Source organism: Luteococcus struthionis (assembly GCF_048595755.1).
GTDB lineage: Bacteria > Actinomycetota > Actinomycetes > Propionibacteriales > Propionibacteriaceae > Luteococcus.
In genome coordinates this window covers 1,667,376-1,688,724 of sequence record NZ_CP184360.1, presented here as the reverse complement: position 1 = coordinate 1,688,724, position 21,349 = coordinate 1,667,376, and the positions used below count along the sequence as shown (strand labels likewise).

Below are 21,349 nucleotides of genomic sequence, written 5' to 3'. Positions count from 1 at the left end.
ACGACCACACATCGTCAGGGGCGTCCGCTAGTGTGACCACGAAGGGCTGGCACGGCTGCCAGCCCGGAGAAGTGACGTTTCATACCGTCCAGTCGATTTGAGGGGAATCCCGAGCCCATGGCGAAGATCATCTACACCCACACCGACGAGGCCCCAATGCTGGCCACCCACTCGCTGCTCCCGGTCATCCAGGCCTACCTGGGCACGGCGGGCGTCGAAGTCGAGACCCGTGACATCTCGCTGGCCGGCCGCATCGCCGCTGCCTTCGGCAAGGAGCCCGATGCCCTGGCCGAGCTGGGCGAGCTGGCCAAGACCCCCGAGGCCAACATCATCAAGCTGCCGAACATCTCGGCCTCCATGCCCCAGCTCAATGCCGCGATCGCCGAGCTGCAGGCCCAGGGAATGGACCTCCCGAACTACGACGATGCCTCCGACGAGGACAAGGCCAAGTACGACGCCGTCAAGGGTTCGGCCGTCAACCCGGTGCTGCGTGAGGGCAACTCGGACCGCCGCGCCCCGCTGGCGGTCAAGAACTACGCTCGCAAGAACCCCCACTCGATGGGCGCCTGGAGCGCCGACTCCAAGACCAATGTCGCCACCATGGGCGCCGACGACTTCCGCCACAACGAGCAGTCGGTCATCCTTCCGGCCGAGGACACCCTCAAGATCCAGCTGGTGGCCGCCGACGGCAATGTCACCGTACTCAAGGAGAAGCTGCCGGTGCTGGCCGGCGAGGTGGTCGACTCCACCGTGCTGCGCGCCGCAGCACTGGACGCCTTCCTGGCCGAGCAGGTCAAGCGCGCCAAGGACGAGGGCGTGCTCTTCTCCACCCACCTCAAGGCCACCATGATGAAGGTCTCCGACCCGATCATCTTCGGCCACGTCGTCAAGGCCTTCTTCCCGCAGACCTTCGAGAAGTTCGGCAAGGACCTCGAGGCCGCCGGCCTGAGCGCCAACAATGGCCTGGGCGGCATCTTCGCCGGCCTGGCCGAGCTGCCCAATGGCGACGAGATCAAGGCCTCCTTCGATGCCGAGCTGGCCGACGGCCCGGCGCTGGCCATGGTGAACTCCGACAAGGGCATCACCAACCTGCACGTGCCCAGCGACGTCATCGTCGACGCCTCGATGCCCGCGATGATCCGCACCTCCGGCCAGATGTGGAATGCCGAGGGCAAGCAGCAGGACACCCTGGCGGTGATCCCGGACAGCTCCTATGCCGGCATCTACCAGGCCGTCATCGACGACTGCAAGGCCAACGGCGCCTACGACCCCACCACCATGGGCTCGGTGTCGAATGTCGGCCTGATGGCCCAGAAGGCGGAGGAGTACGGCAGCCACGACAAGACCTTCGAGATCCAGACCGCCGGCAAGGTGCAGGTGGTCAACGCCGCCGGCGAGGTGCTGATGGAGCACGACGTGGAGCCCGGTGACATCTGGCGCGCCTGCCAGGCCAAGGACGCCCCGATCCGCGACTGGGTGAAGCTGGCCGTGACCCGGGCCCGCGCCTCGCAGACCCCCGCCATCTTCTGGCTGGACAGCGAGCGCGCCCACGACCGCAACCTGATCGAGCTGGTCAACAAGTACCTGGCCATGCCCGAGGTCGTCGGGGACACCACCGGCCTGGACATCCAGATCATGAGCCCGGTGGAGGCGACGAAGTTCTCGATCGACCGCATCCGCAAGGGCGAGGACACCATCAGCGTCACCGGCAACGTGCTGCGTGACTACAACACCGACCTGTTCCCCATCCTGGAGCTGGGCACCAGCGCCAAGATGCTCTCGGTGGTGCCGCTGATGAACGGTGGCGGCCTCTTCGAGACCGGCGCCGGCGGTTCCGCCCCGAAGCACGTGCAGCAGCTGGTGGAGGAGAACTACCTGCGTTGGGACTCGCTGGGTGAGTTCCTGGCACTGGCGGAGAGCCTGCGGCACCTGTCGAAGACCGCCGGCAACGAGAGTGCCGCGGTGCTGGCGGATGCGCTGGACAAGGCCACCGAGGCGCTGCTGAACAACAACAAGGGCCCCGCCCGCAAGGTTGGCCAGATCGACAACCGCGGCTCGCACTTCTACCTGGCGATGTACTGGGCACAGGAACTGGCCGCGCAGACCACCGACAGCAAGCTCGCCGAGGCCTTCGCCCCGGTGGCCAAGCTGCTCACCGAGAACGAGCAGAAGATCACCGAGGAGCTGATCGGCGTGCAGGGCCAGCCGGCAGACATCGGTGGCTACTACCGCCCCGACGAGGAGAAGACGAACGCCGTGATGCGTCCGTCGGCCACCTTTAACGAGGCGCTGGCCACCCTGAGCTGAGTTCTCCCCGCGATGGGGTGATTTCTTCAGATTGCCTGAACGGGCCCGAGCATTCCACGCTCGGGCCCGTTCCAGCTTTCTGGGGATTTTTCATTCCTGTGTTTTTCTCAGGTACAGTGAACAACACACCCGGTGCTCCGCCGTACCCCTGATCCGAGCACTGTTCCGGAGGTTGAGAATCCATGAGCGTGGCTCGGACTGGATCGATCGTCTTCATCGCGGCCGTCGTGACGTCGGCCGTGATCAATTCGATCGCGTCCGAAGACATGCTGCGCCCCGCGTCTCCCTCCCCCAGCATCACCCAGCCCAGCACTTCGTCGAACCCGAACGACCGTTCGGACCAGACCGCGGGCCAGCCGGCGGCCACCACCAGGCCGACGATCCCCACCGCATCCGTGGGGGCGTCCGGACCGGTGCTGCCCTCCATGCCGCAGCCGGTTCCCACCTCCGGCACGGACCGTTCCTCCTTCGAGGCCACCCACCAGCCGGTCTCCCCCGGTGAGATGGGCCCCTCCATCGCCACTTCGGTGCCACCCAGTGCTCCGGGCTCTCCTGTCGAGCCGCTGGGTGAGGTGACCCCGATGCCGGGTGGACGCACCGCACCGCCCTCGATCACGACCGCCCCGGAGGACGACTCCGACCGCTCGGCTGGCGACAGCTCGACCGCACCGATGCCCACCGAGCCCAAGCCGGGTGAGACGTCCGGGACCGATCCCAAGTCCGAGGAGTCCACACAGCCCCCCTCTGACAAGCCGACTGGCAGCACTCCTTCCTCCAGCGAGGAGCCAGATCCTTCCAGCGAGGAACCGGACCCCAGCGAGACTGCCGATCCCACGGATGGCCCCTCGGACGATTCCTCGACCACGCCGGAACCGACCGAACCGACGCCGGAACCGACCGAACCGACGCCCGAGCCGACCGAACCGACGCCGGAACCGAGCGAATCGACGCCGGACCAGAGCCCCTCCGCGTCGCCGAGTTATGGCCCGACCCCGGTGGAGCCTGCCCCCAGCGAGCCGACGCCCAGCGAAAGCAGCACGCCCGAGACACCGAGTGCGAGCCCGAGCGGTGCCGAGACACCGCTGCGCATTCCGACCGAGACCAGCCAGACGCCGTACACGGTGGCGCCCACCGAGGATGCCACCCCGAGCGCGCTGCCCGAGTCCTCCAGCACTCCTGAGGCCTCCACCACCCCTCAGGCTTCCACCAGTGCTGAGTCCTCGACCACGTCTGCGTCGTCCCCGAGTCCCGAGGTCTCCGACTCCTCCGTGGCCACCCCCGCACCGACGGCCACGCCCGCTCCTTAGGTTTTCCGGACACGCTTGATTTCAGCGCAGGTTTGCGGTGCTCCCCGCTCCCGGGGGGGGATTCTCGTTGGCGGTGGTCTGGCTCAGCGCGCGGCGGTGATCTGCGCTGCCAGATGACCGCCCCCGTAGCCGTTGTCGATGTTGACCACCCCGACGCCGGGCGCGCAGGCATTCAGCATCGTCAGCAGCGGGGCCAGACCATTGAAGGCCGCCCCGTAGCCCACCGAGGTGGGCACTGCCACCACCGGGGCCTCCACCAGCCCGGCGACCAGGCCCGGCAGAGCGCCGTCCATTCCGGCCACCACGACGATGCAGCCAGCGCTGCGCAACAGGTCGAGCCGCGTGAGGGTGCGGTGCAGCCCGGCGATGCCGATGTCGACCACGAGCTCGGTGCGACGCCCCAGATATTGCGCCGTCAGTGCCGCCTCGCGGGCCACCGACAGGTCCGAGGTGCCGGCACAGGCCACCACCACGAGTTCACCGGTGGGTGCGGGCGGCTCGGCGGGCCAGGCCACCAGACGTGCCACCGGATCGTGGTGGGCCTCGGGCAGCATCTCCAGCACTGCCCGGGCATGGTCCTCGTCGGCGCGGGTGAACAAGACCGCGCCCTTCTCGGGGCCACCGGTCTCCCCGAAGCGTCGCGCGATGGCGCGCACCTGCGCGGGGCTCTTGCCTTCGCAGTAGACGGCCTCCGGATAACCGCGACGACGTGCCCGGCCCAGGTCAAGGTCGGCGATCCCCTCCAGCCCATCCCCCGGGGCCTCGACAGGCTCGGCCGCCGGAGGCTGCTCGCGCGCCACCCCTTCGCTCCCCGAGGTCACCCCTTCGTTCCCCGAGCCTGTCGAGGGGCCCGACGCCACCCCGTCGTTCCCCGAGCCTGTCGAGGGGGCCGGTTCAGTCATCGGACACCTCCCGGCGGCTCAGGATCTGCATCGTGAACTGACCCGACTGGATCCCTGCCAGGTCGATCGTCACGTGAGCGAAGCCGACCCCGCGCACGTCGGCGAGCAGTCGATTGCGCAGCTCGTCGTCGGCCAGGCGGCCCAGCTCGGGCACGGGCAGCTCGATGCGGGCGATGCTGCCGTGGTGCCGGACCCGACCGTCGCTGAAACCGGCCCGACGAACGGCCGACTCGGCCTCGTCCACCTGGCGCAGCTTCTCCGGCGTGACGGCCTCCCCGTGCGGGATGCGTGAGGCCAGGCAGGGCGCGGCCGGTTTGTCGGCCACGCTGAGCCCCAGCTCGCGGGCGAGCTCCCGCACGCGGGCCTTGGTGATCCCGGCATCGGCAAGTGGTCGCAGCACCTGGTGCTGGGTGGCTGCCTGGGCCCCGGGGCGGTCCGGACGCAGGACGTCATCGGCATTCTCGCCATAGGCCACGGCCCCCAGCTCCAGCTCGTCGACCAGCTCGTCGCTGATCCGGGTGAACAATTCGTCCTTGCAGTGGAAGCAGCGATCGACGTCATTGGCCACATAGGCGGGGTTGTCGCCCTCATGGGTGACGACCTCCCGCACCCGCACACCGATCTGGGCGGCCACCTCGTGCGCGATGCGACGCTCATCGGCAGCCAGTGACGGGCTGACCCCCAGCAGGGCCACCACCCGATCCGGGCCCAGCGCCTGCACCGCCAGGGCGCACAGCGTGGCCGAGTCGACACCTCCGGAATAGGCGATCCCCAGCTGGCCCGGGATGGCGAGCAGCTGACGGTGGACGGCGGCCACGTCGGGCGCCGAAGGCAGGTTGTCGTCTGTGGTCATCGTGCGTCCGAGCCTATGCGTCGAGATCGCAGCCAGCCACCAGACCAGCCCGGGCCATTGCCGCGACCACCCGCGGTGACAACTCGAACTGCGGCATCCCCAGCGCCGTGGCGGCTGCCGCCAGACTCTCGAACTCCGCGGTGGCGTGCACGATCTGGCCGTCGCGGTGCCCCACCTTGACCTGCACCTGCTGGCCCAGCACCTCGACCTCACGCCAGGCGCGCTGCAACATGGTGCGGCGCAGGCTCGCCACCCGATAGCCCAGGGTGGAGGTCTGCCGCAGGAGCACCTGGCCCACCGCGTGCTCATCGGCGGCCCGCACCAGGGCGTGCACAGTATGGGCGGGGCGTCCCTTCTTCATCACGATCGGCACCAACCAGGCGTCCCTGGCGCCGGCCTGGAGCAGGGCCTCCAACACGCTCGGCCACAGCCTGGGATCCATGTCGTCCACATTGGCCATCAACTCGAGCACCTCGATGCCCTCCGGGTCCTCGACGTGGGCGGTCTGCGGGAGCTTCCCCACCACCAGCCGCACCACATTCGGATGGTCGGCGAAGTCCTTGCCACCCGCACCGATCCCAATGCCCTGCACCTGCATCGTCGGCATCGACTCGCATCGGCTGGAGAGGCTCCTGACCAGCGCGACGCCGGTGGGGGTGGCAAGCTCCCCCACCTCACCGGGAGTGGTCACTGCGGCGGGCTCGTCGTGATGGGGGTGGTGGTGGGCCTCGACAGGCTCGGCCGACGGAGAGGGCTCGGCCGACAAGGAGGGCTCGTCGTGATGGGAGTGGGCCTCGACAAGCTCGGCCAACGGGGACGGCTCGGCCAACGGGGACGGCTCGGACGATGTTGCTCGTTCCCCGAGCTTGTCGAGGGGCCGGGTGGCGCCCGAGTAGCTGGTCTGCTGCACCGGCCAACCTCGCACCAGCTCCAGGACCGCCGGCACCGGCACGGGAATGTCACCGTGGGCTGCTCGAATCCGCCCGGCGCCCAGTGTCAGGGGCGAGGCGCTGACCGACTCGACGCCCAACAGTCTCAAGCCCTCACAGGCACCGACGATGTCGGCGATCGAGTCCAGCGCACCCACCTCGTGGAAGTGGACGTCGTCCACCGGCGTGCCGTGCACCCGCGCCTCCGCCTCGGCCAGGGCGCCGAAGGCTCCCAAGGCGAGCCCGACGGTGCGTGGGTGCAGCCGACCGGCCACGCCCAGGTGCTCCCCGAGCATCTCCCGGATCGACGCCCAGGTGCGGTGCGGCGGATCGTCCACCAGGACCCGGACCAGGGCCTTGGTTCCGCGCTGGCCGCCGCGCACCACGGTCTCGGCCTCGATCCGCACCGCGCCGGGCACCAGGGCATCGAGCGCGTCCTGGATCCTGGCGACCGGGGCGCCGGCGTCCAGGGTGGCCCCCAGCAGCATGTCACCGGCCACCCCCGCGGTGACGTCCAGCCACGCGTGCACCTTCTTGCTCACAACACCCTCCCCTGCGTCAACGGTGGGCCCAACCCTAGGCACCCACCCGCCACAGGGGCGAACGGGTGCCAGGAGTTGGTGCGGTGGTGCTCAGAGCAGGTCGTTGATGGTGATGGTCTGCTCACGGCCGGGGCCGACGCCGATGCCGGAGATGCGGCAGCCGATCAGCTCCTCCAGCCGGTGCACATAGGCCTGGCAGTTGGCCGGCAGCTCGTCGAAGCTGCGGGCAGCCGAGATGTCCTCGTGCCAGCCGTCCAGGAATTCGTAGACCGGGGTGGCCTTGGCCAGCTGGATCGAGTCCACCGGGAAGTAGTCGAGCCGCTCCCCGTCCACCTCGTAGGCCACGCACACCGGGATCTTGTCCCAGCCCGAGAGGATGTCGAGCTTGGTGAGGAAGACGTCGGTGCAACCGTTGAAGGTGGCTGCCTGCTCCACCACCAGCGCGTCGAACCAGCCGCATCGACGGGGACGCCCGGTGGTGGCCCCGAACTCGCCGCCCTCCTGGCGCAGCTTGTCACCGTCGGCGTCGAAGAGCTCGGTCGGGAAGGGGCCCTCGCCCACCCGGGTGGTGTAGGCCTTGGCGATGCCGACGATCCGGTCGATCCGGGTGGGCCCCACCCCGGTGCCGGTGCAGGCACCACCCGCGGTCGGGTTGGAGCTGGTGACGTAGGGGTAGGTGCCGTGGTCGACGTCCAGGTGGTGTGCCTGGGCCCCCTCGAAGAGCACGACCTGCTCAGCGTCGAGCGCCTGGTTCAGCAGGCGGCCGGAGTCGACGACGTGGGGGCGGATCCGCTCGCGGTACTTGAGCAGCCCCTCGACCACCTCGTCCACCTCGATCTCGCGGCGGTTGTACATCTTGACCAGCTGGCTGTTCTTGCTGACCAGTGCGGCGGCAACCTTGTCGCGCAGCACCTCGTCGTCGAACAGGTCCTGGACCCGGATTCCCATCCGGTTGATCTTGTCGCTGTAGACGGGGCCGATCCCGCGACCGGTGGTGCCGATCTTGCGCTTGCCCGCGAAGCGCTCGGTCACCTTGTCCATGGTCTGGTGGTAGGTGGTGAGGACGTGCGCGGTGGCAGAGATCTTGGGGTGGTTCACCTCGATGCCACGCTCGGCGAGCTCGTCGAGCTCGGTGTAGAGCACGTCCAGGTCGATCACCACGCCATTGCCCAGCACGCAGGTGGTGTTGGTGTTGAGGATGCCCGACGGCAGCAGGTGCAGGACGGTCTTCTGCCCGTTGACCACCACGGTGTGCCCCGCATTGTTGCCGCCCGAGTAGCGAGCACAGAAGTCGACGCGTTCACCGAGCTGGTCAACGGCCTTGCCCTTGCCCTCGTCGCCCCACTGCGTTCCGATCACCACGATGCCAGGCATTTCAGCCCTCCAGAATTCCAATCCGAGCGCCCGGCCGACAGTGGCTGGGCCCAGAAACAGTCGAAGCCCGTTGCAGCGCAAGCGGGCTCTTGCCACACGATTCTACCCCACCTGTCTACCCCACCTGCCCTGACCAACCGCTTCCATCTCGCCGCCATGCCCTCCTTGCCAGCAGGGCCCACTCGCCGGCAGGGCCCAGCTGCGCGGCCGTCCACCCGGGAAAGCTCACCGGGACTTAACCTGAAGGAAACCTGAGCCTCACCTCGGCGGGATTCGATGGAACCACTACGCCCCGTAGCAGATTCCCCACCAAGGAGAAGGTCATGTCCACTCGTCGCATCACCGCCTCGCTGGCCAGCCTTGTGCTGGTCGGGTCGCTGGCCTGCGCCGGCGCCACCGCTGACGCCGCCCCCCGCAAGAAGGCCCCCAAGGCCCCCAAGAACGTCATCGTCATGATCGGCGACGGCATGGGCTACAACCAGATCGCCGCCGCCAGCCTCTACGAGAAGGGCCGCGCCTACAAGCAGACCGTCGGCACCCCCGGCAAGGTCCGCGAGGTCACCGGCAAGCCGCAGTACCTCCACGAGAAGTTCCCGGTCCAGGTGGACATGGCCACCTACTCGGTCAAGGGCTCCTACGACCCGCTGCGCGCCTGGAAGGACTTCGACTACGTCAAGGCCAACCCGACCGACTCCGCCGCTGCCGCCACCGCCATGGCCACCGGCGTGAAGACCTACAACGCCGGCCTAGGCGTCGACCCCGACGGCAACCCCGTCGAGAACATCTCCGAGCGCGCGATCAGCATGGGCAAGGCCGCCGGCTCGATCTCCAGCGTCCAGTTCAGCCATGCCACCCCCGCCTCCTACGTAGTGCACAACAAGAGCCGCAATGACTACCTGGGCATCGCCAAGCAGGAAGTCGCCTCCAAGATGACCGTCATGATGGGCGCCGGCCACCCCGCCTATGACGACAACGGCAAGAAGCTCGACAAGCCGAACTACAAGTACATCGGCCAGGACGACTTCGAGGCCCTGCAGCAGGGCAAGAAGGGCTGGAGCCTGGTCGAGGAGAAGGCCGACTTCGAGAAGCTGACCAAGGGCAAGACCCCCAAGCGCGTCTTCGGCATCGCGCAGGCCGCCACCACCCTGCAGCAGGCTCGCGATGGCGAGGCCACCGAGCCCTACGACACCCCGCTCAACAAGAACGTCCCGGATCTGGCCACCATGACCAAGGGCGCCCTGAACGTCCTGGACAACGACCCTGACGGCTTCACCCTGATGGTCGAGGGCGGTGCCATCGACTGGGCCGGCCACGCCAACAACGGCGCCCGCAACATCGAGGAGACCATCGACTTCAACAAGGCGATCGTCGCCGTCGACAAGTGGGTCAAGAAGAACTCCAGCTGGGACGAAACCCTGCTGATCGTCACCGCCGACCACGAGACCGGTTACATGGAGGGCGTCAACGCCGATCCCAACTGGATGCTGCTGCGCGGCAAGAAGGGCACCATGCCCCGCCAGAGCTGGTACTCCGGTGACCACACCAACCAGCTGGTGCCCGTCTACGCCAAGGGCCGTGGCTCGAAGCAGCTGGCCGCCCGTGCCGTCGCGGGTGACCCGGTGCGCGGCAAGTACCTGGACAACACCGATCTGGCCACCCTGCTGCTGGACGACCTCTGGGGCAACCGCACCAAGGCCGCCGGCAAGAAGAAGTGACCTGAACCACCCACCACACGAGCGAGGGTCCGTCACCTGCGTGACGGACCCTCGTCCATGTCCTGGGGAGAGCGCCGCCGCGTTGGGACGCGGCGGTGCTGGTGTCGCTCAGGCCTCTCCGGTGAGCACCTGGTGGGCCTCCTCGGAACAGTCGCGCAGGAACTGCGCACAGCGCTGGGCCTCGTCGTCCTCGCCGATCCGCTCGGCCGCAGTCCCCAGGGCCCACAGGCAGCGCAGGAAGCCCTGGTTGGGCACGTGGCTCCACGGCACCGGGCCGGAGCCCCTCCAGCCGCTACGACGCAGTGCATCCAACCCTCGGTGGTAACCGGTGCGCGCATAGGCATAGGCCGCGATGTCCCCTTCGGCGGTGCGGGGGATCAGCGAGGCCTCGGCCAGCAGCGCCCAGCACAGGCTCGAGGTGGGGTTCTCCCGGACGATGTCCATGAACTCCTCCATGCCGCGCGTGGAGAGCTGGTCCAGGGCGGGATCCTCGGGCAGGTGGGTCTCGGGGCCGGAGGCCATCAGGTTCGGGTGGGTCTCAGGTGCCATGCCCCCCACTCTAGGGCGAGGATCCAGCAGCGGGAGACCATTCGCTGCGCCATCGCCCCCCGCCTGCGCCCTGCGGGTACCGGTCCACGATCCGGAAGCCTTCCACCGCTTCTGCCACAAGCACGACAATGTGCCCGGTCACCACCAGGAACGGCGGAACACATGAACCTCTTCAGGACCAAGTCCATCGAGCAGTCGCTGCGCGACACGGACGAGCCCGAGTACAAGCTCAACAAGACCCTCAGCGCCTTCGACCTGACGGTCTTCGGCGTCGGCATCATCGTCGGCGCCGGCATCTTCACCCTCACCGGCCGCGCGGCCAACCAGGTGGCGGGACCCGCCGTGGTGGTCTCCTTCATCCTGGCTGCCATCTGCTGTGGGCTGGCGGCACTGTGCTACGCCGAGTTCTCCTCCGCGGTCCCGGTCTCCGGCTCCGCCTACACCTTCAGCTATGCCTCCATGGGCGAGATCATCGCGTGGATCATCGGCTGGGACCTGATCCTGGAGCTGCTGCTGGCCGCCGCCGTCGTGGCGCAGGGCTGGAGCGCCTACGTCGGGGTCCTGCTGGGGCACATGGGAATCCAGCTGCCGGCCAATTTCAGTTACGGCGGCACCGTCGACGTGCCCGCGGTGCTGCTGGCGCTCTTCCTGGGCCTGCTGGTCAGCATGGGCATCAAGGAGTCGATGCGCGTCGAGACGATCATGGTGGGCGTCAAGATCGCCATCGTGCTGTTCGTCGTGGTGGCTGGCATCGGCTACATCAACCCCTCGAACTACACCCCCTTCGTCCCTGCCCCGGTGCCCTCGGAGGGGATCGACAGCATCTGGAAGCAGCCGCTGGTGCAGGCCGCCTTCGGACTGCAGCCCACGGCTTTCGGCCTGGGTGGCATCCTGGCCGGTGCGGCGCTGGTCTTCTTCGCCTACCTGGGCTTCGACGTGGTGGCCACCGCCGCCGAGGAGACCAAGAACCCCCAGCGTGATCTCCCGCGCGGCATCCTCGGCTCCCTGCTGATCGCCACCGTCCTCTACTGCGCGGTCAGCGTGGTGGTCACCGGAATGGTGAGCTACGACAAGCTCGAACCCTCGGCCTCACTCGCCCAGGCCTTCGCCTTCCACGGCAAGGCATGGATGTCGACGCTGATCGCGGCCGGCGCGGTGGTCGGCCTGTTCACGGTGGTGCTCACCATGATCATCGGGTGTTCCCGACTCATCTTCGCGATGTGCCGCGACAACCTGCTGCCGATGCGCCTGGCCACGGTGCACCCCAAGTACCGCACGCCCACGAAGATCACCGCCATCATCACCGCGGTGATCGCCCTGCTGGCCGGCTTCACCCCGATCGGGACGCTCGAGGAGATGGTGAACATCGGAACGCTGAGCGCCTTCATCCTGGTCTCCATCGGCATTCCGGTGATGCGTCGCACCCACCCAGACCTGGAGCGCCCCTTCAAGGTGCCCTTCTCCCCCTTCCTGCCGATCCTGTCGGCGGTGATCTGCGTCGGGCTGACCCTGAACCTGGCCGTCGAGACCTGGCTGCGCTTCGTGCTCTGGCTGCTGCTGGGCATCGCGGTCTACTTCGGCTACGGCTACCGCCATTCGCGCCTTGCCACCGGCAAGCAGCTGTCGCCCTCCATCGAGGCAGCGGTGGCCGCGGATCGTCGCCCCGAGCACGAATGATCCACCCTCCCGGCCGCTGACGGCACTGGTTTTCCTGAGAGCCCCCGATGAACACGCGTCATCGGGGGCCTTTCCATGGGCGTACCCTTTTCCAGTAATTCAATTCGAAGTTCGGAGCACCCTGCATGCCCATCCGCAATGACCTGCGCAATGTCGCAATCGTGGCCCACGTCGACCATGGCAAGACGACCCTCGTCGATGCCATGCTCTGGCAGTCGGGCGCCTTCCGGGAAGGCTCGGACGTCAACAACCGGGTCATGGACTCCATGGACCTGGAGCGCGAGAAGGGCATCACCATCCTCGCCAAGAACACCGCCGTGCAGCATCGCCTGGACGACGGCACCGACCTGCTGGTCAACATCATCGACACCCCCGGTCACGCCGATTTCGGCGGTGAGGTGGAGCGCGGCCTGGAGATGGTCGACGGCGTGATCCTGCTGGTGGACTCCTCCGAGGGCCCGCTGCCGCAGACCCGCTTCGTGCTGCGCAAGGCGCTGGCCAAGAAGCTGCCGCTGATCGTGGTCATCAACAAGGTGGACCGCTCGGATGCCCGCATCAGCGCCGTCATCGACGAGACCTACGAGCTGTTCATGGACCTGGTCGACGACGAGAATGCCGATCAGCTGGACTTCCCGGTCATCTTCGCCTCCGCCAAGGCCGGCCGCGCCTCGCTGACCCAGCCGGCGGACGGCGAGATGCCCGATTCCGAGACGCTGCAGCCGCTGTTCGAGACCATCTTCAACACCATCCCCGCCCCCACCTACACCGAGGGCGCGCCGCTGCAGGCACTGGTCACCAACCTGGACTCCTCCCCCTACCTGGGCCGCCTGGCGCTGTGCCGCATCAAGGAGGGCACCATCAAGCGTGGCCAGCAGGTGGCCTGGATCCGCCGCGACGGCAGCGTCCAGAACATCAAGCTCTCCGAGCTGCTGATGACCGACGCCCTGGAACGCAAGCCCGTCGACGAGGCCGGCCCCGGCGACATCATCGCCATCGCCGGCATTCCGGACATCACCATCGGCGAGACCATCGCGGACCCGTCCGATCCGCAGCCCCTGCCGCTGATCCACGTCGACGAGCCGAGCATCTCGATGACGCTGGGCATCAACACCTCCCCGCTGGCAGGCCAGGTGGGCAAGTTGCTCACTGCCCGCGTGGTGAAGGCGCGCCTCGACCAGGAGCTCATCGGCAATGTCTCGATCACCGTCAAGGACACCGACCGCCCCGACACCTGGGAGGTGCAGGGCCGCGGCGAGCTGCAGCTGGCCGTGCTGGTGGAGATGATGCGACGCGAGGGCTTCGAGCTGACCGTGGGCAAGCCCGAGGTGGTCACCACCATGGTCGACGGCAAGCTGCACGAGCCCTTCGAGCGCCTGACCGTCGACTGCCCCGAGGAGTTCGTCGGCTCGGTCAGCCAGATGATGGGTGTGCGCAAGGCTCGCCTGGAACAGATGGTCAACCACGGCACCGGCTGGGTGCGCCTGGAGTTCGTGCTGCCCTCCCGCGGCCTGATCGGCTTCCGCACGGAATTCCTCACCGAGACCCGCGGTACCGGCATCATGAACCACGTCTTCGAGGGGCGCTTCCCGTGGGCCGGTGAAATGCGCAACCGTCCCACCGGATCGCTGGTGGCAGACCGTCAGGGCACCGTCACCTCCTATGCCCTGTTCAACCTGCAGGAGCGCGGCACCCTGTTCGTGGCTCCCGGTGAGAAGGTCTACGAGGGCATGGTGGTGGGCGAGAACTCGCGCCCCGACGAGATGGACGTCAACCCCACCAAGGAGAAGCACCTCACCAATGTGCGTTCGGCCACCGGCGACGAGCTGGAGCGCCTCATCCCGCCGCGCCGGATGAGCCTGGAGCAGTCCCTGGAGTACTGCGCCGAGGACGAGTGCCTCGAGGTGACCCCCAAGGACGTCCGCATCCGCAAGATCTTCCTCAGCCAGAATGAGCGCGCCAAGCAGCGCAACCGCACCAAGGCGGCAAATCTGGCCGCCAAGGGCTGATCTGCTGAAGACCTGCTGAACGCTGGCCGCATCCCCCCGGGGTTGCGGCCAGCTCTTCTTTCAACAGGCAAGGAAAAACCGAGATGAACAGTTGACCCAGCACGGTGTTTCAATGCGTGAAATCTCTCACGCAAGGTTCATGCAACTCTCATGGATCCGCTGCAACCCGCAAGACCTCGGGTGCGTATTGAGGGTAGGAACTCATCTCGGAGGGCAGTAACCATGACCATCAAGTTCAGGCGCACACTCGTCGTCGCGGCGGCTGCCGCAAGTCTGGTGGCCGGCCCGTCATTCACCTCTGTGTCACAGGCGGCACCGATGCCGGCTGCCGACCAGGTGGTGGCCAAGCGCAATGACCGCAACCAGACCGTCCAGCAGATCCAAGGCCGCCTCAACGGACTCGGCTACCTCGACCGCAGCCAGATCATCGGCATCTTCGGCCCCGCCACCGAAGCCGCAGTCAAGCGCTTCCAGGCCAACAACAAACTCCCCGCCACCGGCGTGGTCAACACCACCACCCACAACCTCATCGCCACCCGCTACCGCAACCGCAAGGTGACCAAGCCCGCACCGGTGAAGAACACCGTGGTCGCCAAGCGCGGCGACCGCAACCAGACCGTCCAGCAGATCCAAGGCCGCCTCAACGGACTCGGCTACCTCGACCGCAGCCAGATCATCGGCATCTTCGGCCCCGCCACCGAAGCCGCAGTCAAGCGCTTCCAGGCCAACAACAAACTCCCCGCCACCGGCGTGGTCAACACCACCACCCACAACCTCATCGCCACCCGCTACCGCAACCGCAAGGTGACCAAGCCCGCACCGGTGAAGAACACCGTGGTCGCCAAGCGCGGCGACCGCAACCAGACCGTCCAGCAGATCCAAGGCCGCCTCAACGGACTCGGCTACCTCGACCGCAGCCAGATCATCGGCATCTTCGGCCCCGCCACCGAAGCCGCAGTCAAGCGCTTCCAGGCCAACAACAAACTCCCCGCCACCGGCGTGGTCAACACCACCACCCACAACCTCATCGTCACCCGCTACCGCAACCGCAAGACCACTCCCAAGCCGACCACCAGGCTGGACAGCCGGTGCCTGACCGGGCGTGCCGTGTGCATCGACAAGGGCGACCGCAAGATGTACTGGGTGATCAACGGCAAGATCCAGGCCCGCTATGACGTGCGCACCGGGCGTCGTGGGGCGGAGACCCGTTCCGGATCGTTCAGCGTCTACCGCAAGCACACCAATTGGTACTCGACGCTGTACCACGTGAACATGCCCTACAGCATGTTCTTCTCGGGCGGCCAGGCCATCCACTACTCCTCCGAATTCGCCCGCATCGGCTACTCGGGTGCCGGCAGCCACGGCTGCGTGAACATGCGCAGCATGTCGGATGCCAGGTGGCTGTTCAACCAGGTGCGCGTCGGTGACAAGGTGATCGTCACCGCCTGATCCGTGCGTGACGGCAAGGGCCCCGCGGGTGCGGGGCCCTTGTCATGTCTCGGGTGTGCCTGTCTGGCCTGTGGCCTGCTGGGATGTGCCCGTCCCGGAGGCGGGTGGCTCGGAGGAAGGTGGCTCAGAGCTGGTCGAACAGGCCCGGGGTGACCCGCACCTCACCCACCGGCTTGCCGTGGCCCAGCACCGGCTCGCTGGCCAGCGCGTCCAGGTCCGGCCCGCCCAGCCCCAGTCGGGTGAGCAGCGCATGGGCCACCGAGTACAGGCCTCGAGGACTCCCGTCGTCACTCTTGATGGCGATGCCGCGGCCGTCGGCCAGGCCGATGGCAAGGCAACCCTCGGCACCGGCCTTGCAGACCAGGCCCGGAACGGCACGGTGCAGGGTCAGCTCCTGACGACGCGTGCCCGAGACCCATTCGGGGTGCTGTCGGTAGGCGTCGGCCACCGTCTTGAACTCTCCCTCGTCGGCGCCGGCCAGTTGCCCGAAGGCGTGCGCCAGGCCGCGCAAGGGCATGGCGAACAGCGGTGCCCCGCACCCATCGGTGCTGACGTGCGAGGCCTCACCGGCCAGTTCCGTCACGCAGTCGGCGATGGCCTGCTGCAGTGGATGGTCGGCCGACAGATAGCCGCGGGTGGGCCAGCCAGCGCGCAGGCAGGTGCGCAGCATGGCCGCGTGCTTGCCGGAACAGTTCATCGCCACCGGCTCCTTGCCGTGGCCGGCGACGATCCACTCCGCGCGGGCCTGCTCGTCCAGCGGATGGTCGGGCGTGCAGTCGAGGTCGGCCTCGTCCAAACCCACCTCGGCGAGGATCCGACGCGCGCCGTCCAGGTGGAAGGCTTCGCCCGAGTGCGAGGAGCCGGCCAGGGCAGCGAGTTCCCCGGTCAGGTCGAGCCCGCTGCGCAGCATCCCCAGCAACTGCATGGGCTTGTTGGCAGAGCGCGGGTACAGCAGTGCGTCGGGCTCCCCCAGGGCGAACTGGACGCTGCCGTCGGGGGCGGTGAGCACCACGCGGCCACGGTGGACGCACTCCAGGAAGTTGCCGCGGATGACCTGGACCAGGACGGGAGAAGGCTGCTTGTTCACGCGGCCGATCCTAGTCAGCAGCCGCTCTGCTCAGAGCTTGGGGCGAACGTGGAGTCCCACCTCGGGATCGACCAGGGGCTCCTGAGCGGCGCTGATCTCACCAATGCGCAGGTCGGCATCGGTGGGGACATTCCGCTTGACCAGCCCCAGGGCGATGGGCCCCAGCTCGTGGTGCCGCTGGGAGCTCCCGACGAATCCCACCTCGCGTTCCCCGTGCACCAGGGCCTGGCCGGGCTCTGGCAGTGCGTCCATGGAACCGTCCAGGTGCAGCTGCACCAGGCGACGCGGCGGTCGTCCCAGTGTGTGCACCCGGGCCACGGTCTCCTGACCGCGGTAACACCCCTTGTCGAGGTGGGTTCCCAGCAGACCGAGCTCATTGGGGATGGTGCGGTGGTCGGTGTCCACCCCGATGCGGGGGACGCCGGCGGCGATGCGCAGCGCCTCATGTGCCCACACGCCCACCGGCTCGGCGTCGACGGGCAGTCCCCGAGGCGCGAAGACCTCGCGTCCATCCGCGATCTCGCTGGGCCGGCTCACGTGGGCTCCCTCGACGAGGGGCACATTGCGCCCCACCCAGACCAACTCCACGTCGAGCCGCTGAGCCAGTTCGACGCGGGTCATGAAGACCATGCGCTCCAGCCAGGCGAACAGTTCGTCGCCGCGGCCCGGTTCGGTCCAGGCCCAGAAGGTGTCGCCGTCGTCGACGCCGTGCAGTACGTGCTCCACGTGCCCGTTGGGCGAGAGCACCAGGGCCGTGGTGGCCTGTCCGGGTTCCAGCTCGCTGAGGTGTTGGCTGGTCAACGAGTGCAGCCAGCTCAACCGCTCCGGGCCGCTCACCGTGAGCACTGGGCGATTGGACAACCGCACACTGCCGCCGCCGGCCTCCATGGTGCGCTGCTCGCGCATCGGGTCACCGTGGTGCCAGACGAGTCCCTCGTCGAGCCCTGCGCTCACCAGAACCTCAGCCATCTGGCTCTCCTCCCCGCTCAGGCCACCCGCTGCATGCGTGCCCACAGGTAGGGCTGCAGCTTGTGGTTGGTGGTGGCACGGTCGAAGGTCCACAGCAGGTCTCCCTCCACCTGGCCGTAGAGGCGCGAACCACCGGTGTATTCCACCTCGGCGGATTCGGTGCGCATCACGGCGTCGGTGACCAGGTCGATCCGGGCGCCGTCGATGGTACCGGTCCACACCTCGCTCCAGCCCTCGGGCGCGGTCAGCACCACCTCGAGGTGCTTCTTGTCCTCACTGGGCCGCCAGAAGCCGGTCTCCATGCTGATGGGCTCAACCGGGGTGCCCTTGGCGTCCACCTTGTAGGTCTGGCACACGTAGTGCAGGTATGGCCCGCCATTGGTCTCGAAGTCGATCTGCACGCCGTACTCGAACTCGCCGTGGCCGGGCCAGGTGCCGTGGCCGTTCCCGCGCCAACGGCCGATCATCCAGGCCAGCGGGAACAGGGCCGGGTTGAGGTCATCGGGGATCTGGAAGGCCATCAGCTGTCTCGCTTCACTCGTCGTGGTCGCCATCCGTCGGGCAGCAGCAGGGTGGCCAGGACTGCCAGGGCCGCCACGCCGATCAGGGCGCAGGCGACCACCAGGATGATCATGTTGATGAAGGCCACCACGCGAGTGTAACCAGCGCGATGCCCCTTTTCTTCCCGGCGAGCGAGCACGCCGGTGCGCGGTGGCTGGCTATCCTCGGCCCCATGCGAGTTGTGGTGCAGCGTGCCCTGGAGGGGTCGGTCAGCGTCGACGGTGCGGTGGTGGGCAGCCTGCCCGGCCCGGGCCTGGTGCTGTTGGTGGGGATCACCCATGACGACGACGCCGAGGTGGTGCAGCGGATGGCCGAGAAGCTCTGGGGCCTGCGGATCCTCGACCAGGAGCAGTCGGCCAGCGACGTGGCGGCGCCGCTGCTGGTGGTCAGCCAGTTCACCCTCTACGCGAATGCGCGCAAGGGGCGGCGTCCGTCGTGGAGCGCGGCGGCCCCCGGGCCGGTCAGCGAACCGCTGGTGGAGCGCTTCGTCGAGGCGCTGCGGGGCCTGGGCGCACACGTGGAGACCGGCGTCTTCGGCGCAGACATGAAGGTCTCGCTGGTCAATGACGGTCCGGTGACGATCCTGCTCGACTCGGCCGAGCTGTTCGCATCACGCTCCGGAGCCTGAACTGAGCCTCGGGGCCAGGGGCTTCCCGGTGGCCGGTGGCTGCGGTCACGGCGCCTCGGGCCGGGACGGCGGCTGCCGGTTGGCCAGGAAGCGGTAGCCGACATTGCGCACCGTGCTGATGTGCCCGTCGTGTTCGGGCCCCAGCTTGGCGCGCAGCCGACGCACGTGGACGTCGACGGTGCGGGTGCCGCCGTAGTAGTCGTAACCCCACACCTCGCTGAGCAGATGGTCGCGGCTGAGCACCCGGCCCGGGTTGAGCGCAAAGTACTTGAGCAGTTCGAACTCGGTGTAGGTCAGCTCCAGGGGCTGGTCGCCCAGCGTCGCGGTGTAGGCATCCTCGTCGATGGTCACCGGGCCACAGCGCACCAGGTGGGTCTCGGGGCCCTCGCGCTGCAGCAGTCTGATCCTGGCCTCCACCTCACCCGGCAGGGCGGTGTCCACGACGAAGTCGGTGATCCCCCAGCCCTGACCGATGATGCCCAGCGCCTGGGCATCCACCAACAGCAGCACGGGCGGGTGGCAGTCATGGGCCTGCAGGTGCTGGCAGGTCTCGCGGGCGCCGGCCAGGTCTGTGCGGGCATCCACCAGCACCACGTCCGCCGTGGCGGGCACCTGCCATTGGCCTTCGGGCACCTCTGTGACGGTGTGGTCCAACAGGGTAAAGGCGGCGGGAAGCCCGTCGTGTTTCGAGGCACCGGCAACAACGATGTGGGCCATCCCCACCTCCTCTCTCGGCGGGCCCGGGGGCCCTTGGATCCTGTGGCTCAATGTTCGCACCACCGTCGTCTGCGTGTCGCATGACTAGGATGGGGCCATCATGAGCGGTGACTTCCCGGACGAATGGTTCCGGCCAACGAAGCCTGACGCGGCTGACGAGGTGAGCCCTGACCACGGATCCGACGTGGCCGAGGAGCGGTTCACCGACCAGTTCAAGCCCGGCTACCTGGCCAATCGTTCGACGAACCAGTCCCCCGCGCCAGAGCCCAGCAGCGCCCCGGACGAGTCGAGCACAAGGGCCGCCCAGGAGCCCCAGACGCCTGCCCCCGACGATTGGCAGGCTCCGGCCATCACTCCACTGCAGGCCCACGAGCCGCCCTCGCACTCGGTGGGCGTCGCCCCGAAGGGTCCAGAGCCCGAGCCCGAGCCGGAACCCCACCGCGACTACCCCGTGCTCCTGCTGGCAGGTACCGCGGTGGTGGCGCTGGCCGTCGGGTCGGTGGGTTCCCAACTGTGGGACCAGTACCGATCGCGTCCACAGCCCACCGAGCAGCCCTCCGCGAGCCCGTCCCCGACGACCCCGGCGGCCAAACCGTGGGGCGGTGCGGTCAGCGTGGTGAAGCCGCGCGGGGTCATCGCCTCGTGCACGGCACCGCCGCAGCCGGGATACGGGGGTGAGATGGTGCCCAGCGATGCCGTGCGGGTGCTCGACGGCGATCCCAGCACGGGCTGGCGCTGTGACGGTTCCGGACTGACCCACACGCTCGCCTTCACCTTTCCCAAGGGGACCAAGGTGGTGGGGGTTCGCATGACCAATGGCTACACCAAGGCGGTCAACGGCCTGGAGCTCTACCCACAGTATCGACGGGTCAGCGAGGTCAGCTGGAGCTTCCCTGCGCTCGACAATGCCTACTTCGTCCAGCAGCTGGCCGACCAGAACCCCGCCCTGCAAGAGATCCGCATTCCCGAAACGAGCGCAGACGGTGGCATGCAGCTGCAGATCACCGGCTCCACCCAGCCGGGCGAGACCCAGATCACCCGCAATGCGGTGATCATCACCGAGGTGGAATTCCTGGTCCGCAAGAGTTGAGGCCCGGCTCGACGGCCCCTGGCCCTCAGTCCTGTTGCGCCTGCCGTCGCAACACGAGGGTGTCCTCCTCGGGATCCACCTGCGCTGCCAAGGAGGCATCGCTGACCACCTGGCGGCCACGGTGCAGTTGCTGCGGCACCACCCCGGGAGGCCCGGCTGGATCAAAGCGGTGGATGCCTCCGAAGGCCGTGGCCAGGATGGTGCACATGGCTCCGGCCAGCCCCCACCAGTGCGCTGCTTCCTGGTAGGAGGTCTGCTCGATCATCTGCAGCGCGGCGAAGGGCCCCATCAGGCCACAGACGCCAGCGACCCACCGGGCCAGTGCCGACGGGGTGATGAGGTGCATCAGGGAGACGTCCTTGACCCCGGTCCACTCCAGCTGCGCCTGGCGCCAGACGTACAGCTGCCCGGCACAGACCAGCAGGACCAGCACGCTGGCCAGGTTTGCCAACGTGGGCCACAGCCGCGAGGTGTCGTCCAGTCGCAGCAGGGTGCGCGAGGCCATCATGTTGCAGACCAGTCCGACCACGGCCACTCCGCAGGCAAGACGCAACTGTGTCAGGAGTCGCGCGGTGCGTCGCGCCACGGCGGGCTGCTGGCGGATGCCGAGCTGGGCCGGGGCCACGGAAGCGTCCTGACTTGTCATGGCAGGAAGCCTAGCCTGCACACCTGACAGAAGGGCGGGCA

Annotated in this window: 19 protein-coding genes; 8 read left to right on the top strand and 11 right to left on the bottom strand. The window is 68.0% G+C overall.

Annotated elements, in window-relative coordinates:
* Nucleotides 1-117 precede the first annotated feature (117 nt).
* Nucleotides 118-2,307, top strand: coding sequence for an NADP-dependent isocitrate dehydrogenase (locus ACOAMO_RS07645; RefSeq protein ID WP_420174224.1), 2,190 nt, complete (start codon nt 118-120; stop codon nt 2,305-2,307).
* A 182-nt stretch (nt 2,308-2,489) separates the two neighbouring features.
* A complete protein-coding gene (locus ACOAMO_RS07640) occupies nt 2,490-3,614 on the top strand; it encodes a hypothetical protein (protein WP_420174223.1) in 1,125 nt (374 codons plus the stop codon).
* An 83-nt stretch (nt 3,615-3,697) separates the two neighbouring features.
* Here ACOAMO_RS07640 and larB read toward each other — a convergent pair whose 3' ends face one another.
* The 4 genes from larB to ACOAMO_RS07620 all read right to left on the bottom strand — a co-directional run bounded on the left by larB (nt 3,698) and on the right by ACOAMO_RS07620 (nt 8,214).
* Entirely contained in the window at nt 3,698-4,414 is a 717-nt protein-coding gene (gene larB, locus ACOAMO_RS07635) for a nickel pincer cofactor biosynthesis protein LarB (protein WP_420174222.1), read from the bottom strand.
* A gap of 94 nt (nt 4,415-4,508) precedes the next feature.
* Nucleotides 4,509-5,369 (bottom strand): ATP-dependent sacrificial sulfur transferase LarE, encoded by an 861-nt coding sequence (gene larE, locus ACOAMO_RS07630; protein ID WP_420174221.1) that lies wholly within the window; start codon nt 5,367-5,369, stop codon nt 4,509-4,511.
* A 13-nt stretch (nt 5,370-5,382) separates the two neighbouring features.
* Nucleotides 5,383-6,840, bottom strand: coding sequence for a LarC family nickel insertion protein (locus ACOAMO_RS07625; protein ID WP_420174220.1), 1,458 nt, complete (start codon nt 6,838-6,840; stop codon nt 5,383-5,385).
* A gap of 90 nt (nt 6,841-6,930) precedes the next feature.
* Nucleotides 6,931-8,214, bottom strand: coding sequence for an adenylosuccinate synthase (locus tag ACOAMO_RS07620; protein ID WP_420174219.1), 1,284 nt, complete (start codon nt 8,212-8,214; stop codon nt 6,931-6,933).
* 323 nt (nt 8,215-8,537) lie between these two features.
* Between ACOAMO_RS07620 and ACOAMO_RS07615 the strand changes: the two genes are divergently transcribed.
* A complete protein-coding gene (locus ACOAMO_RS07615) occupies nt 8,538-9,929 on the top strand; it encodes an alkaline phosphatase (protein ID WP_420174218.1) in 1,392 nt (463 codons plus the stop codon).
* A 108-nt stretch (nt 9,930-10,037) separates the two neighbouring features.
* Here the strand turns inward: ACOAMO_RS07615 and ACOAMO_RS07610 are convergent, their stop codons facing one another.
* Nucleotides 10,038-10,478 carry a DUF3151 domain-containing protein gene (locus ACOAMO_RS07610; protein ID WP_420174217.1) on the bottom strand — a complete coding sequence of 147 codons (441 nt, stop codon included), beginning with the start codon at nt 10,476-10,478 and terminating at the stop codon, nt 10,038-10,040.
* A gap of 162 nt (nt 10,479-10,640) precedes the next feature.
* Between ACOAMO_RS07610 and ACOAMO_RS07605 the strand changes: the two genes are divergently transcribed.
* From ACOAMO_RS07605 to ACOAMO_RS07595, 3 genes are all read left to right on the top strand, one after another.
* Nucleotides 10,641-12,155: an amino acid permease gene (locus ACOAMO_RS07605; protein ID WP_420174216.1), complete on the top strand. Its 1,515-nt coding sequence runs from the start codon at nt 10,641-10,643 to the stop codon at nt 12,153-12,155.
* Between the two features lie 125 nt (nt 12,156-12,280).
* Complete coding sequence (gene typA, locus ACOAMO_RS07600; RefSeq protein WP_420174215.1) at nt 12,281-14,161, top strand: translational GTPase TypA; 1,881 nt, start codon at nt 12,281-12,283, stop codon at nt 14,159-14,161.
* 222 nt (nt 14,162-14,383) lie between these two features.
* Nucleotides 14,384-15,610: a L,D-transpeptidase family protein gene (locus ACOAMO_RS07595; protein WP_420174214.1), complete on the top strand. Its 1,227-nt coding sequence runs from the start codon at nt 14,384-14,386 to the stop codon at nt 15,608-15,610.
* Between the two features lie 124 nt (nt 15,611-15,734).
* Here ACOAMO_RS07595 and ACOAMO_RS07590 read toward each other — a convergent pair whose 3' ends face one another.
* From ACOAMO_RS07590 to ACOAMO_RS07575, 4 genes are read right to left on the bottom strand one after another with little or no spacing between them, the layout of a single operon-like run.
* Nucleotides 15,735-16,697, bottom strand: coding sequence for an asparaginase (locus ACOAMO_RS07590; protein ID WP_420174213.1), 963 nt, complete (start codon nt 16,695-16,697; stop codon nt 15,735-15,737).
* A gap of 30 nt (nt 16,698-16,727) precedes the next feature.
* Nucleotides 16,728-17,666 (bottom strand): YgfZ/GcvT domain-containing protein, encoded by a 939-nt coding sequence (locus ACOAMO_RS07585; RefSeq protein WP_420174212.1) that lies wholly within the window; start codon nt 17,664-17,666, stop codon nt 16,728-16,730.
* Between the two features lie 17 nt (nt 17,667-17,683).
* On the bottom strand, nt 17,684-18,187 hold the full coding sequence (locus tag ACOAMO_RS07580) for an FABP family protein (RefSeq protein ID WP_420174211.1): 504 nt from the start codon (nt 18,185-18,187) through the stop codon (nt 17,684-17,686).
* Nucleotides 18,187-18,315, bottom strand: a complete 129-nt coding sequence (locus ACOAMO_RS07575; RefSeq protein ID WP_420174210.1) for a hypothetical protein — start codon at nt 18,313-18,315, stop codon at nt 18,187-18,189. The genes ACOAMO_RS07580 and ACOAMO_RS07575 overlap by 1 nt, the downstream gene beginning before the upstream one ends.
* 84 nt (nt 18,316-18,399) lie before the next feature.
* On the opposite strand from ACOAMO_RS07575, the gene dtd reads away from it, so the two are divergent.
* On the top strand, nt 18,400-18,855 hold the full coding sequence (dtd, locus tag ACOAMO_RS07570) for a D-aminoacyl-tRNA deacylase (protein ID WP_420174209.1): 456 nt from the start codon (nt 18,400-18,402) through the stop codon (nt 18,853-18,855).
* Between the two features lie 45 nt (nt 18,856-18,900).
* Here the strand turns inward: dtd and ACOAMO_RS07565 are convergent, their stop codons facing one another.
* Nucleotides 18,901-19,572, bottom strand: a complete 672-nt coding sequence (locus ACOAMO_RS07565; protein ID WP_420174208.1) for a winged helix-turn-helix transcriptional regulator — start codon at nt 19,570-19,572, stop codon at nt 18,901-18,903.
* A gap of 100 nt (nt 19,573-19,672) precedes the next feature.
* Between ACOAMO_RS07565 and ACOAMO_RS07560 the strand changes: the two genes are divergently transcribed.
* Nucleotides 19,673-20,662, top strand: a complete 990-nt coding sequence (locus ACOAMO_RS07560; RefSeq protein ID WP_420174207.1) for a hypothetical protein — start codon at nt 19,673-19,675, stop codon at nt 20,660-20,662.
* 25 nt (nt 20,663-20,687) lie between these two features.
* On the opposite strand, the gene ACOAMO_RS07555 is transcribed toward ACOAMO_RS07560, so the two are convergent.
* A complete protein-coding gene (locus ACOAMO_RS07555) occupies nt 20,688-21,308 on the bottom strand; it encodes a hypothetical protein (RefSeq protein WP_420174206.1) in 621 nt (206 codons plus the stop codon).
* Nucleotides 21,309-21,349 lie beyond the last annotated feature (41 nt).